We start from the raw sequence: 14,108 nt of genomic DNA, 5'->3' as shown, positions 1-14,108 counted from the left end.
TGACACGGCGTCGCCTCAGACCCTGGCGCCGTTGTCGAGCGTGCCGCCGCGCGGCGCGGGGGCCGTCCTGCGCTTGGAGGTGCGGACCGGCGGCGGGGCCTTGCTGCTCCTTTCCAGAACGAGGGCGAGCGGCACCGCGGTGAGCACCGAGGAGTACGTACCGACGCAGACGCCGATGAGCAGGGCGAGGGCGAAGTCCGCCAGGGAGTCGCCGCCGAGCACGGCGAGCGCGACGAGGATGAAGAGCGCGCCCATGCCGGTGTTGACGGTTCTGGGGACGGTCTGCAGGACGGCCCGGTCGGCGACGGTGGCGAGCGGCAGCCTCCGGTTCCTGGCCCACAGCTCGCGGACCCGGTCGAAGACCACCACCGAGTCGTTGACGGAGTAGCCGATGACGGTGAGCAGGGCCGCCAGGAAGATGCCGTCGACGGTGCGCCCCAGCCAGGCGAAGGCGCCGACGAGTACGACGATGTCGTGGACCAGCGCTCCGACCGATGCCACGGCGAACGTCCAGCGGAACCGGACGGCCAGATAGGCGAGCTGGACGGACACGGCGACGGCGAGGGCGATCAGGGCGTTGCGCCGCAGTTCGTCGCCGAGGCTGGGGCCGATCAGCTCGTCGCGCACCTTGGCCGTTTCCCCTCCCTCGGCGGCCAGCGCCGCACGGAGCGCGTGCTCCTCGTCGTTGTCGAGCTCTCCGGTGCGTACGGAGAGGTCCCCCGCGCCCGCCGTGGTGACCTCGGCGTCCCCGAAGCCGGCGGCGGCGATGGCCGTGCGGGCGGTCTCCACGTCGACGGGGCGGCTGGTGGAGTACTCGACGAGACGTCCGCCGGTGAACTCGACGCCGAGGCCGACCCCGCGCACGAGGATGCCGAGCACGGCGAAGGCGACCACGGCGATGGAGACCATCAGCCAGCGGCGCGGTGACGCGAACAGCCGCGGATCGCGGCGGGTCAGCCACGTCCGTACGCGGCCGGGACGGGCGATGCCGTTGACGCCCCGGTAGTCGCTGACGAACCGTGATCGGGCCGCCGTCTCGGTGAGCGCGCGGGCGATGACGAGCGCGGAGAACATCGACGCGAGCACGCCGATCGCGAGCGTGACGCCGAAGCCCTTGACGGGTCCGGAGCCCAGGAGGAAGAGGAGTCCCGCCGCAATGAGGGTCGTCACGTTCGAGTCGGCCACGGCGCTGCGGGCGTTACGGAATCCTGCGGCGAGCGCGGAGCGCAGGGACCGGCTCGGGCGGTCCGCGCACTCTTCGCGGGCCCGCTCGAAGACAAGCACGTTGGCATCGACCGCCATCCCGATGGCGAGGACGAACCCGGCGAGCCCGGGAAGCGTGAGCGTGACGCCGAGGGCGACCAGCGCGGCGTAGGAGATGACGCCGTACGCGGCGAGGGCGACGGCGGCGAGCGCGCCGAAGAGCCGGTACACGAAGGTGATGAAGAGGGCGGTGGCGGTGGCTCCGATGAGGGCGGCAGCGGCACTGGCGTCGATGGCCGCGGCGCCGAGCGTCGGGCCGACGGTCCGCTGTTCGACGATCTCCACGGGGACGGGGAGCGCGCCGCCCTGGACGAGGAGCGCGAGTTCGCGGGCTTCGTCGGCCGAGAAGGAACCGGTGATGCGGGTCGATCCGGACGGGATGCCCACGTCGCAGCCGACCGAGGGGTCCACCTGCGGCGAGGAGATCACCTGCTGGTCCAGGACGATCGCGACCCTGCGCCGGTCGTCCTGGGCGGGGTGACAGGCGGCCTTGCCGGTCAGCGCCGTCCAGTCCCGGGCCGCGTCCTTGTGGAAGGCGAGGTCCACGGTCCAGCCGGCGCCCTGCTGGGCGTCGAAGACGGCGGTCGCGTCCTTCACCCCGGCGCCGGAGAGCTGCGCGGGGCCGAGCGCGAGGTGGCGGCCCCGCTCGTCGGGCAGGGACAGCCGGTCCTTGTCGCCCTTCGCCTCGGGACTACCCGGTCCCTGCACGGCGTGGAAGGTCAGCTGGGCGGTTCTGCCGAGGACCTCGGCGGCCTTGCGCGGGTCCTGCACGTCGGGCAGTTCGACGATGATCCGGTCCTCGCCCGAGCGGGTCAGCGTCGGCTCGGCGACACCGAGGGAGTCGATGCGCTGGCGGAGGACCTCCAGGGTGCGGTCGGTGCTCTCCCGGTCCGCCACGGCGGTGGCGGAGTCCTTGGCCTGGAGCACCATGCGGGTGCCGCCCCGCAGATCGAGGCCGAGTGCGGGTGACATGGTCAGCGTGATGTACACGGAGACGAGCAGAACGGCGGCAGCCAGAACCGCTCGCACCGTGGTGGCGCGAGTCATGGGAATCCTCCGAGGGGGCGCCGGCCGCCCTCACCTCAGCGAGGACGGAACGGCTGCTCTGTGGAACAGGTCCGGGGACCGGTCGGGTGACCGGCCGGGCCTGCGGGAGGACCCCGTACACCGGGCAGCGCTGCGCAGGCGCGCCCGGGTACGAGAACGGGAGCGCCGGCCGGGCGCGGCCCGGTGGCGTGCGGCACGGCCGTACGGAGTTGGCACGGCGGCAGGGCGAGGTGGCCGGGCGACTGAACGCACGGCGAGGCGTGGGGGCGTTCGGTGCCGGCCCGTGGCGGTCCCGTGGGATCGCCGCCGGGCGCCCCGGCGCGCCGGGGCGGGGACGCTGCCGGGGGGCCGGGCCGGCGGGGCTCCTGGGCGGTCGGCGCGAGGGTGCGGGGCCGGCGGGTGTCGTGGGGGTGCCCCGGGCGCGCCGTCCGGTCGGTGTGCGGGGCCGGAGGGTGCGCGGCGGGAGCGTGGGCGCCCGATGACGGGCCCGCGGACGTGGCGGCCGGGAGACCGGCCGCCACCGCTGCGGGGGCGCCGCCGACGAGGGCGAGGACGGTGAGGAGGAGCGCGGCCAGGAGGTGCCGGGCGCCTGCGGACCGGGAGTGGGGCCTGCCCCACGGGTGTGTGTTCCCCCGGGGCGCCCCCGGAAGGGGGGTCACCTCGGGCGGCCGGGAGGGGCTGCGTGTGCCGCTGCCGGGTGGCGCAGGACGGAGCCGAGAATCAGCCCGGCCCCGCGCACGACCGCGGTCGAGGGGTCGTCGGCGAGACGGACCGGCACACCGAGGCGGACCGCGATCCGGTTGGTGATGTCGGGGCGCAGGGCCCCGCCGCCGGCCAGCAGGGGTCCCTTGCGCAGGGCGCCGCGGAGCGCTCCGTTCCGGTCCTGCCGCCACATCGACATGATCATTTCCAGCACGGAACGGACGACGGCGCCGGGCACGGAATCGGCCGCGGGGTCGCTGAGGCCGGACTCCGCCTGGCGGGCGTCCGCGACCATCCCGTCGACGAGCAGGGTGACTTCGGTCAGTTCGGCGCCCATGTCGATGACGAGCAGCGGACCGCCGCCGCGGGGGTCCGCGTACGCGGCGGCGGCCCTGGCGCTGTCGAGGACGACGACGCCGGCGGGCCCGAGCGCGGTGAGGAGCTCCTTCGCCGCCCTGCGGTGCTCGGCACCGGCGAGGACGGGAAGGCTGAGGACCATCACGGTGTCACTGCGGTCGGGTCCCAGCGCCGCGTCGGCGATGCGGCCGAGCAGCCTGCCGCAGGATTCGGGGTCGACGATGCGTCCGCGTCGGACGGGCCGCCGGGCGGCGTCCTCCGTCAGGGGGTCGAGGACGAGTCCGCGCCCCGGGACCCAGGCCCGGGTCCGGGAGCTGCCGAGATCGATGGCGAGGCCACGCATGCCCGGGGGGCGTCCGTGGCCCGGCTGCCCCTGGACCTGCCGCCGGTGGACCGGCCGGCCGTGTCGCCGACTCTCGCGCAAAGAACTCATCGCCCCTCACCCCCGGCCCGCAGATAGCGAGGCCCGATCGATCCCTCACTATGCAATACCGGGGAAGAGAACGCCACTTCCTTGAGGAATCAAAGGGCGGCTTCCGTCATTTCCTCAGGCTTCCACAGCGAGAAATGCCTCGACCAGCTCGGCGAACTCGTCCGGAGCCGCGATCCGGACACCGAGATCCTCCGCCTTGGTGCGCTTGGAACCGGCCTTCTCCCCCGCGACCAGCAGACTCGTCCGCTTGGAGACACTGGACGAGGACTTCCCGCCCGCACGCTCGATCAGCTCGTTCATCTGGTTGCGGGACAGCTTCTCCAGCGGACCCGTCATGGCCCCGGTGACGACCACCGTCATCCCGTCGAGAGGCAGCTCCGGCCGTCCCTCGCCGGCGCCCGCTTCCGCGTCCGCCTCCGCGCCGGGCTCCGGCGGCGGCGTCGCACCGGGCTCCGTCATGCTGACGCCGGCGCTCACCAGCTTCTCGATCAGCGGGGCGAGCTCCGCCAGCTCCGCGACCACGCCCGCCGCCTTCTCCTTGCCGATGCCGTCGACCCGCTGAAGCGTCTCGGCGTCCGCGGCGACGATCCGGTCCATGGTGGCGAAGTACCGGGCGATCCGCCGGGACATGGAGCGCCCCGTGCCGCGCACCCCGAGGGCGCAGAACACCCGGGAGAGCGGGCGGCTGCGGGCGGTCTCGATGGCGGCCAGCAGATTGTCGGTGGAGGTCTCGCCCATCCGGTCCAGGGCGAGCAGCTGCTCGCGTTCCAGGGTGAAGAGGTCGGCGAAGTCGGCGACGAGACCGGCGTCGACGAGCTGGACGACGCGAGTGGAGCCGAGGCCCTCGATATCGAGCTGGTCGCGGCCCGCCGCGTACGAAACGGACGCGACCAGACGGCAGTTGCGCCCGCGCGTGCACCGCCAGCGCTGCTCGCTCGTGTCGATCTCGGAGTCGCACTGCGGGCAGGTCTGCGGGAACTCGATCGGCTGTTCCTCACCGGTCCGCAGATGGGCGACGGGCGCCTCGATGCGGGGGATGATGTCGCCCGCCTTGTAGACCATCACCCGGTCGCCCAGGCGCAGATCCCGCCGGGTGATGTCGGCCGGGTTGTGCAGGGTCGCGAAGCCGACGGTCGATCCGTCGATCTCGACCGGTTCCAGGATGGCGCGCGGCGCGATGATGCCGGTACGGCCGACGTTCCACTCGACCCCCAGGAGCCGGGTGACCTTCTCGACGGCCGGGAGCTTGTACGCGATGGCCCAGCGCGGCGCCCGTGTGCCGGACCCGGCCTCGCGCTGGTCGGCGGCCAGATCCGCCTTGATCACGATGCCGTCGATGCCGAACGGCAACGAGGCGCGCAGCGCGGCGACTTCCTCGACCCTGGACTGCACCTCCTCGACGGTGGTGACGGTGCGCGGCGCCACCTCCGTGTCCCCCGCCGTGTGTACGCCGAGCCCGGAGACGTACGCGAGGACCTCGCTGTGCGGGAGCTCGGCCAGGGTCCCGGTCAGTTCGCCGGAGTCGGGCAGCGGGAGCGCACCGTACGCGAAGAACGTCATCTCGACCCGGTACGGGCGGTCCTTGGCGCGGAGCGTGCCGGCCGCGCCGTTGCGCGGGTTGGCGAAAGGGGCGCCGCCGTGCTCCGTACGCACCGTGTTGGCCTGTTCGAACTGCTCGGTGGTCATGAGGACCTCGCCGCGCACCTCGATCGTCACCGGCGCGTCGAGCCGCTCGGGAAGGCCGACGACGGTGCCGATCGCATGTGACACGTCCTCGCCCGCGGTCCCGTCGCCCCGGGTGATCAGCCGTTCCAGCCGGCCCTCCTGGTAGCGCGCCGCGACAGCCAGACCGTCGAGCTTCGGCTCCACGCTCCAGGCGGCGACGGGTCTGCCGATGCGCCGCTCCAGGGAAGCGGTCCAGGTGACGAACTGCTCGGCGGAGAAGACGTTGTCCAGGGAGAGCATGGGGACGGTGTGCGGTACGTCCCCGACGGCGGCCCCGCCCGCGACCTTGCCCGTGGGGGACGTGTCCAGCACGTCCTGGGGGTTCTCCTCCTCGTAGGCGGCGATCCCCCGCACCAGGCGGTCGTACGCGTCGTCGTCGAGCGTGCTCTCGCCCGTGGCGTAGTACGCGGCGGCGGCCTGCGCGGCCTGGTCGACAGCGGCGGCGTACGCGGGCGCGTCGGCGAGCACATCAGCTGAGTTCGTCGTCATGCCCCCATCCTGCCGCCCACCACTGACAATGCCCCTGAGCAGCCCGCGCGGACACCCGGCGGGCGAGGAGACGGACGATGAGCGGTCGGCTACACGTAACACCGCTTTAACGCCCCCTGGCCGTCGTGCAACACGGATCCGGCAGAGTCGTCCCCATCGCGCACGCTTCGCGTGCAAGCCCACGAACCGATCGTGGCCGAGGCCGAGGGGCAGCACCCCGGAGCCCGGTGGGAGTGCAGGGGCGGTGACTGCACTCCGTCAGCCGCTGAAGGTGACCTCCCGAAACGGAGCACTGCCGCTGTGAACCAGAACCGTTCGACTCCCCCTCCCGCCGGATACGGCCTCGCCGAGCTCGACAGGGAAGCCCGCATGGGCGGCCGGGGCACGGAGACCACGGCCCGCGAGATCCGGCGTATCGACCTGGCGGACTTCGACCGCCGCAAGGCCGTCATCACGGAGGAACTGTGGGAGGCCGCGACCGACGCCGGCTTCTTCCAGATCTTCAACCACGGCATCGGACAGGCCGATGTCGACCGGGCGTTCGCCGCATCGCGGGCGTTCTTCGCGCTCCCCGAAGAGACCAAGGCGCAGTACCCGCTGCGCGAGGGGCTCAACTCCGGCTGGGAGAGCCGGAGTCAGGTGCGCCCCTCGATCGGTACCCCCGACGACAAGGAGTCGTACCAGGTCACGCGACCGCGCATGGCCGACCTGTGGCCGGACGACCGGGAGGTCGCGGGCTTCCGGACGACCGTGCTCGACTTCGAGGCGCAGTGCTGGGGCGTGGCCATGCGCGTGCTCTCCTGCTTCGCCGACCGGCTGGGCTTCGCCACGGACTTCTTCGCGACCGCGCACGACCCGGCCGCGGACTCGTACCGCAGCACGCTGCGCCTGCTGCACTACTTCGCGCTGCCCGAGGCGGCGGGCGAGGAGGCGGGCGACGGCCCGCCCACGTGGCGGGCGGGCGCCCACACCGATTTCGACTGCCTCACCCTGCTCTTCCAGCAGGAAGGACAGGGCGGCCTCCAGGTCTGCCCCGGGAAGGAGGCGGAGGGCGGGGCATGGACCCCGGTCACACCGTCCGCGGATGCCATCACCTGCAACATCGGCGACATGCTGATGCGGTGGAGCGACGACCGGCTGCCCTCCACCTTCCACCGGGTCAGGAGTCCGGGCCCGGACGAGTACCGGGGAGCACGCCACAGCCTGGCGTTCTTCGCCCAGGCCAACAGTGACGTGGTGATCGAGAGCCCCGGCTCCACCTATCCGCCGATCACCGCGGAGGAGTATCTGCGCATGCGGATCGGCGCCAACTTCGCGGGGCAGCACACCGGCTGAGCAGGGGGCCGGCGGATCACGGGGGCGTCCGTCGGCCCGTCAGCCCAGGGCGCCGGGCACCGCGTCGCCCGCGGACGGCCGCTGCTCGTCGGCGTTCGGGGCCGGAACGGCGTCCGGGGGCAGCGGCACCTGCGGCCCCGATGCCTCGCGCAGCCAGCAGACCAGTACCCGGTGGACGGCTTCGGCGCCCACCAGCACTCCCCCGGTTCCCGCCGTGTCGAGCGGATCCGTCATTCCGGCGGGCCAGAGCAGGAACGGCCGCGACTGCTCCCCGCCCAGCCCACCGTGCGAACCGATCTGTTCCTCGAAGGCGTGGACGGTCCCCGTGCCCGGGTCGTACATCGAATTGATCATGACGTCGGCGACATGCGCGAAGGTGTCGGTGCGCCGCACCGCGTCCGCCGCACCGGGACCGAAGACGGCGAGCGGCCCGTCCCCGTCCTTCAGCTCGGACACCGGGATCTCGACGCCCGCCCCCAGCACCACGGAGCCGTGCTCCTCGGTCCGTACGAGCAGGAAACCGATCCCCGGATGATTGGCGAGCGTGCCCAGCAACGCGGGGTGACGGCGGTCGATCTCCTCGCGCGAGGCCCGCCCGGCGATGTCCGGGAAGGACAGCAGCCCGAGGTTGCCCGAAGCGAGCACGACCGGGTCGGACGCCTTCGCGGGATGCTCGGCGTCCCCCGCCGCGACGGGCCGGTGCAGCGCGATCCGGACCGCGTCGCGTGCCTCCGAACCGCTCTTCGTACGCTGCGCCCGCCGGGGAACGGGCAGTCCGCAGCCCGCCCGCACCAGGTCCTTCAGCGTCAGTCCGTACTTCCCCGCGAAGGTCTCGCCGGGGCTCTGGCCGTGGTCGGAGAGCAGCACGATGCGGTAGGTGCGCGGGGCCTGTTCGGCGACCTTCGTGATGAGGGCGAGGGAGCGGTCGAGCCGTTCCAGGACCCTCTCCGCGTCCCGGCTGTGCGGCCCCGAGTGGTGCGCGACCTCGTCGTAGGCGACCAGGTCGGCGTAGACGGCGGTGCGGCCGGCGAACATGTCCCCGATGACGGCGGCGACCACCACATCGCGTTCGACGACGGTGGCGAAGGCCCGGATGAAGGGGTAGAGGCCGCCGCGCTTGATCCGCGGGGTCTCCTTCCGCAGCCGTGCCCGTGTCGACTGACCGATCTCGCGGCAGGTCTCGGCGACGAAGGAGAGCGCGGTCCTGACGGCGTTGGCGGGGTCGGAGAAGTACGCGAAGTACCCGGCGCGCGAGCGCCGTCCCTTGCCGCGCCGTGCGGCCATCGACAGCACGAGGGCGAGCTGGTCGGCGCCGCCGCTGAAGAGATTGCCGCGGCTCGCCCCGTCGACGGTGAGCAGACCGCCGTCGTGGGTGCGGGCGATGGCGCGGCGCTGGAGTTCGAGCGCGCTCGCGGGCCTGCTGGAGACCATGACCGTGCCGGTCTCCTTCTCGTACCACCGGAAGGCGGGCACGTCCTCGTTGCTGCCGTGCAGGATGCCCAGCTGACTGGCGCCGGTCTGGCTCGACCAGTCGGTGCGCCACGGCATCAGCCGGTGGCCCGTCCGGTCGGTCAGCCATGCGGCGACGGTCGGCATCAGTCCGTCCGCCGCGGCCTTCGTCAGCGCGTCGTGACCGACCCCGTCGAGCTGGATGAACACCGTGCCGGGCGGGCCCTTCCGGCCGCCGTCCGCGGTGCCCGCCGTGCCCCTGCGGCGGCGGCGCCGGTCGGCGAGCCGGGAGAGCCGGCGCCGGTAGGCGTCGTCGTCACGGACGGCGAGGGCGGTGGAGGTCGCGGAGGCGACGGCCGACATCACCGCGGCGACGACGACCGCGGTCTCCGGATCGGCGACGCCCCGCCCGTCCGGAATGAGGCGCAGCGCGATCAGCAGGAACGAGCCGTTCAGGAAGAAGACCAGCGCGCCCAGGACGAGCGCGGGCACGATGAGCAGGGCCCGCACCAGCAGGGGCCAGACCAGCGCCGAGAGCAGACCGAACGCTCCCGCTCCCCAGGCCGCGGTGAAGGCGGTCTTGGTGATGGTGTCGCCGTCGTCCGACTGGAGCTGGAATTCGGGCAGGATCCCGGCGAGCACGAGCATCGTCAGGGTGGAGACCGCCCAGACCACCAGCACGCGCATCAGGGCTCTGCCCGCCGTACGCAATCGCCCGTCCGTCACGCCGTTCCACCTCACGTCCGGGCCCGGCATGTGGTCACAGGGCCCGTAACCAGCTTTTCACAGCGGACGCCGTACGTTCCGGAGCCGGGCGTGGCCGTCAGCAGCCGTCGTAACCGGCGGTCGGCATGGAGAGTCTGCGGTGGACGCCGGCCTTCGACCGGGCGGTGTACACCGGTTCGTCGAGGCCGGCCAGCTCCAGCCGTATGCCGCGCCGTGCGCACTCGGCCGTGAAGTCGGGCACGGAGGTGAGGGCCTGCGCGAGGACCCGGTCGTTCGGTGCCACGAACAGCTCGATGTCCCCGCCCTCGACGTCGGCCCACAGGGCGCAGTGGTCGGGCCGCAGCCGGTAGACCCTCAGCTGGCGGGTGACGACGTATCCGTGGTCGGCCGCCCAGCGGGCGCACATGGCCTGCTGGCTGCGCGTGTCGACGAGAAAGGGGTCCTCGTCGAGCTCTTCCAGCGGTGTGAGACTGGCGATGGCCGCCACCCGTACCTCACTCATGACCCGTTCCCCCGAACGCAGACGCGGGCACCGACCCTACCCCGCCGGTAGCGGTCCGTAGCCGCCCGAACCCGAGCGGGAGGGGGCGGACTGGTGTGCTCCGGCGTGCGAGGGGCTCGAGGCGCATAGGCTCGTACGGGACGGTACGCGGGCTCGATGCGTGCGGGGCTGAGCGAGGAGGCGACGCGTGGCGGTGGAGGTCACCTGGTGGGGTCATGCCACGTGCACGATCGAGGATTCCGGGGTCCGGGTCCTGACCGACCCCCTCTTCGTGCGGCGCTTCGCGCATCTGCGCCGCCGCCGCGGCGCGGTGCCGCCGCCCGAGGCCGCCGCCGCCGAGCTGGTGCTCGTCTCGCACCTGCACTCCGACCATCTCCATCTGCCCTCGCTGGCCCGGCTCGCCCCCGGCAGCCGACTGGTCGTGCCCGCGGGGGCCGTCCGGGCCGTGCCGGGGTTGCGGATCCTGCGGCGGGTGCGGGGACTGCACATCACCGAGGTCGACGCGGGCGACGAGATGAAGGCGGGCGGACTGCGGGTGCGCGCGGTCCCGGCCCGGCACGACGGCCGCAGGCTGCCCGTCGGTCCGCACCGCTCACCCGCGCTCGGTTACGTCGTCGAGGGCGAGGCGCGCACGTACTTCGCGGGAGACACCGGCCTCTTCGACGGCATGGCCGAGGCGATCGGTCCGGTCGACGTGGCGCTGCTGCCGGTCGGCGGCTGGGGCCCCTGGCTGGGGCACGGCCACCTGGACGCGACCCGCGCCGCCGAGGCGCTGACCCGGCTCAGGCCGCGCTCGGCCGTCCCGGTGCACTACGGCACGTACTGGCCCGTCGGGATGGACGCGATCCGGCCCCACGAGTTCCACGCGCCCGGTGAGGAGTTCGTGCGCCAGGCCGCCCGGCTGGCCCCCGAGGTGGCGGTGCACCGGCTGGAGCACGGAGAGCGCGTGCGGCCGGAGGCCGCGTGGTGATCACCGAGGTGGTCGGGCAGCTGCCGCCGGACTCCACCCAGCAGGCCGTCGGCTATCCGTCCCTCTTCCTCCTGGTGGCGCTGGGCTCCCTGGTGCCGGTGGTGCCGACGGGGGCGCTGGTGAGTTCGGCGGCCGTGGTGGCGTTCCATCACGAGGACCCGTTCGCGCTGCTCGTGGTGTTCGTGGTGGCGTCGGCCGCCGCGTTCCTCGGCGACATCTGCCTCTACTGGCTGGGGCAGCGGGGAGTGCGCTCCAGGAACGGCTCGAAGTGGCTGCGGGCCCTCAGCTCCAGGGCGGCTCCGGAGCGGCTGGCGCAGGCGCAGGAGAAGCTGGACGAGCACGGCGCGACGGTGCTGGTGCTGTCCCGGCTGGTGCCCGCGGGACGGATTCCGGTGATGCTGGCGTGTCTCCTCGGCCGGATGCCGCTGCGCAGGTTCGCCCGCGGGGACGTTCCCGCGTGTCTGGCCTGGGCCGCGACGTACCAGCTGATCGGGATCCTGGGCGGGGCGCTCTTTCCCGAGCCGTGGCAGGGCGTGCTCGCCGCGGTGGCCCTGACGCTGCTGATCAGTGCGGCACCGACGGTGTGGCGCAGGCTGCGGGTGCGGTTCGGGCACGGCCCCGACGGGGCCGCGGGTCAGTGACCGCACACGCGTGAGGCGCCGATCGGCAGGTCCCAGAGCCGCTCACGCGGGTGCCCGGCCCGCTGCCACTCGGTACGGAGCCGGGTGAGCGGTTCGAGGACCGGCTCGGCGGAGAGCAGGAACGTCGCCCAGTGCATCGGGGCCATCGCCCGGGCCCCGAGGTCCTCGTACGCCCGAACGGCGTCCTCCGGGTCGGTGTGCACGTCGCGGAGCCACCAGCGCGGTTCGTACGCCCCGATCGGCAGCATGGCCAGGTCGAGGCCGGGGTGGCGGCGGCCGATCTCCTTGAACCAGTGCCCGTAACCGGTGTCCCCCGCGAAGTAGATCCGCTGTCCCCCGTCCCGCTGCTCGCCGAGCACCCAGCCGCCCCAGAGGGACCGGCAGGTGTCGGTGAGCGTCCGCTTGGACCAGTGGTGCGACGGGACGAAGTCGAAACGGACACCGCCCAGTTCCGCCGACTCCCACCAGTCCAGTTCCGTGACACAGGTGAAGCGGCGGCGTCGGCACCAGAGGCCGAGGCCCGCCGGGACGAACAGCGGGGTGTCCCTGGGCAGCCTGCGCAGGGTGGGGGCGTCGAGGTGGTCGTAGTGGTTGTGGCTGATGACGACCGCGTCGACGTGCGGGAGTTCCTCCCAGCGGACACCGACGGGCGTGATCCTGGCCGGGGTCCCGAGTATCCGGCGGGACCACACCGGGTCGGTGAGGACCGTGAGCCCTCCGATGCGCACGATCCAGCTGGCGTGCCCGGCCCAGGTCACCGCGGTCGTGGTGCGGTCCGTCACGGGCAGCGGGCCGGGGGCGAACGGCAGGCGGTGAACACCGCGCAGACCCTCGGCGTTCGGGCGCATGGCCCCCTCACGGGCCAGGCGCGTCATACCCCGGATACCGGGCAGGGGCGTGGTGAGACGGTCGGCGAAGGTACTGGGCCAGACACGGACCTCGCCCAGCGGGCGTGGCGCGGTCGCGCGGTCCGGCACCGCGGTCCCGGTCCTGGCCGGCGGACGCTGCGTCTGTTCCGTCATCGAGCGGCTCCTTCATCGGAGTTCGTCGAGGGCGCTTGCGAACATGTTCAGCGCCTGGGCGACATGCGGCAATTTCAAGGGCTCCACCGCAGTGAGGGACTCCGTCTGCTCCTCGTGGGTTGCCCCGAGCAGCGGTCCGGTGGCCAGCCGCACCCGCAGGGCGCCCAGTTCGTCCCCGAACCGGTGCCCGCCGGGTGTCGGAGTACCGAGCCGGTCCGTGAGGTACTCCTCCAGCTCCATGGAGTCCGTGACGCCGCGGGCCGCCAGCCGGGACCGCAGCGGGCCGAGATCCGCGTACAGGTGACGGCCCGCCTGCGGGGGCCTGGCCAGGGCGCCGGAGGTGAGCACGGCCCGGTGCGCCGCCGCGGCGACGATCGCCTGGAGCTCGGCGGCCTGCCGCATCCTGACCGCGAGGGCCTCCGGTTCGCGCAGCGCGTGGGCTGCGGCCGGTGCGACGGGTCCGGCGACGAGGGCACCGAGTGCGGTGAGGACGTCGAGGGTACGGTCGCGGCGCACCGCGGCCCGCTCGGTGTCCGGGAACCGGGCCACCGCGACCGGCCAGGCCGCCGGGGTCAGTGCGCCGGCCAGGTCGGAGAGCACGGTCACGTCGTCGGGGCACATCTCGGCCGGGCTGAGCAGGACCGTGTCGTGCGGCCGGTGGAGGGTGTCGCGCCAGGTCTCGTCGCTGATGATGTGGAGCCCTTCGGCGACCGCCGCCTCGCACGCCTCGCGGACCAGTTCGGGCGGGGCGACGGTGGCGGTGGGGTCGTCGGCCACCGAGATCAGCAGGAGCCGGGGCCGGCCGCCCTCGGCGCGTACCCTGCGGACGGTTTCGAGCAGGGCGTACGGATCGGGGATGCCGCCGCACTCGGCCGGGGTCGGCACATGGTAGGCGGGGCTGCCGAGGAGGCGGGCCTGCGGCGACCAGGTGGCGGGGCAGGGGCGGGGCATGAGGACGTCACCGCCGTGGGCCGCGATCAGCGCCAGGAGCAGCGGCTGGGCTCCGGGGGCGGCGACGATCTCCTCCGGCGCGGTCACCAGGCCACGGCGCGCCCAGTACGAGCCGGCCGCCTCCCGCAGGACCCGTCCGCCGCCGGGGGGTTCGGGGCGGGTGCGGGCGGCGGCAGCGGCGAGTACGGCTGCGAGCTCGGGGACCACGGGGAGGCCGGGGTCGGGGGCGGGCGGGCCGTACCGGACGGGGCCGTGGTCCTCCCGCCGGTCACGCTCGGTCCACTGCATCCCGGGCCTCCTCCGCCGGTGGGCTCTCACGGCCCTTTATACGGAGGTTTCCCCCGAGGCGCCCGCGCGGTGCGCCCGGCCCGGGGGCATTGTGGTGGTCGGGCGGGGCGGGTGCCCGGGTCGTCACCTGCCCGGTGGTGGGTCGGGCGGGGCGGGTGCCCGGGTCGTCACCTGACCGGTGGGTGGTTGGGTGGGGCCCCTCCGGAGT

Annotated in this window: 10 protein-coding genes; 3 read left to right on the top strand and 7 right to left on the bottom strand. The window is 73.5% G+C overall.

Features of this window, described 5'->3' with window-relative positions:
- Positions 1 to 15 precede the first annotated feature (15 nt).
- The 3 genes from secD to ligA all read right to left on the bottom strand — a co-directional run bounded on the left by secD (position 16) and on the right by ligA (position 6,016).
- Positions 16 to 2,310, bottom strand: a complete 2,295-nt coding sequence (gene secD, locus OG230_RS29885) for a protein translocase subunit SecD (protein ID WP_328906844.1) — start codon at positions 2,308 to 2,310, stop codon at positions 16 to 18.
- A 655-nt stretch (positions 2,311 to 2,965) separates the two neighbouring features.
- Positions 2,966 to 3,802: a rod shape-determining protein gene (locus tag OG230_RS29880; protein ID WP_443051410.1), complete on the bottom strand. Its 837-nt coding sequence runs from the start codon at positions 3,800 to 3,802 to the stop codon at positions 2,966 to 2,968.
- 114 nt (positions 3,803 to 3,916) lie between these two features.
- A complete protein-coding gene (gene ligA / locus OG230_RS29875) occupies positions 3,917 to 6,016 on the bottom strand; it encodes an NAD-dependent DNA ligase LigA (RefSeq protein WP_328906842.1) in 2,100 nt (699 codons plus the stop codon).
- A 300-nt stretch (positions 6,017 to 6,316) separates the two neighbouring features.
- On the opposite strand from ligA, the gene OG230_RS29870 reads away from it, so the two are divergent.
- Complete coding sequence (locus OG230_RS29870) at positions 6,317 to 7,351, top strand: isopenicillin N synthase family dioxygenase (protein ID WP_328906841.1); 1,035 nt, start codon at positions 6,317 to 6,319, stop codon at positions 7,349 to 7,351.
- 39 nt (positions 7,352 to 7,390) lie between these two features.
- Here OG230_RS29870 and OG230_RS29865 read toward each other — a convergent pair whose 3' ends face one another.
- Both OG230_RS29865 and OG230_RS29860 read right to left on the bottom strand, forming a co-directional pair.
- Positions 7,391 to 9,487 (bottom strand): phage holin family protein, encoded by a 2,097-nt coding sequence (locus tag OG230_RS29865; RefSeq protein ID WP_443051609.1) that lies wholly within the window; start codon positions 9,485 to 9,487, stop codon positions 7,391 to 7,393.
- A gap of 136 nt (positions 9,488 to 9,623) precedes the next feature.
- Positions 9,624 to 10,028 (bottom strand): hypothetical protein, encoded by a 405-nt coding sequence (locus OG230_RS29860; RefSeq protein ID WP_328906839.1) that lies wholly within the window; start codon positions 10,026 to 10,028, stop codon positions 9,624 to 9,626.
- Between the two features lie 193 nt (positions 10,029 to 10,221).
- Between OG230_RS29860 and OG230_RS29855 the strand changes: the two genes are divergently transcribed.
- Positions 10,222 to 10,998 carry an MBL fold metallo-hydrolase gene (locus OG230_RS29855; protein ID WP_443051608.1) on the top strand — a complete coding sequence of 259 codons (777 nt, stop codon included), beginning with the start codon at positions 10,222 to 10,224 and terminating at the stop codon, positions 10,996 to 10,998.
- Positions 10,995 to 11,639, top strand: a complete 645-nt coding sequence (locus OG230_RS29850) for a DedA family protein (RefSeq protein ID WP_443051607.1) — start codon at positions 10,995 to 10,997, stop codon at positions 11,637 to 11,639. The genes OG230_RS29855 and OG230_RS29850 overlap by 4 nt, the downstream gene beginning before the upstream one ends.
- Here OG230_RS29850 and OG230_RS29845 read toward each other — a convergent pair.
- On the bottom strand, positions 11,633 to 12,661 hold the full coding sequence (locus OG230_RS29845) for an MBL fold metallo-hydrolase (protein WP_328906836.1): 1,029 nt from the start codon (positions 12,659 to 12,661) through the stop codon (positions 11,633 to 11,635). The genes OG230_RS29850 and OG230_RS29845 overlap by 7 nt on opposite strands.
- 12 nt (positions 12,662 to 12,673) lie before the next feature.
- A complete protein-coding gene (locus tag OG230_RS29840) occupies positions 12,674 to 13,900 on the bottom strand; it encodes an aminotransferase class I/II-fold pyridoxal phosphate-dependent enzyme (protein WP_328906835.1) in 1,227 nt (408 codons plus the stop codon).
- Positions 13,901 to 14,108: the final 208 nt, after the last annotated feature.

This window comes from Streptomyces sp. NBC_00234, from assembly GCF_036195325.1.
GTDB lineage: Bacteria > Actinomycetota > Actinomycetes > Streptomycetales > Streptomycetaceae > Streptomyces.
The sequence above is the reverse complement of the archived record's forward strand: the minus strand, read 5'-3'. Positions and strand labels throughout refer to the sequence as shown.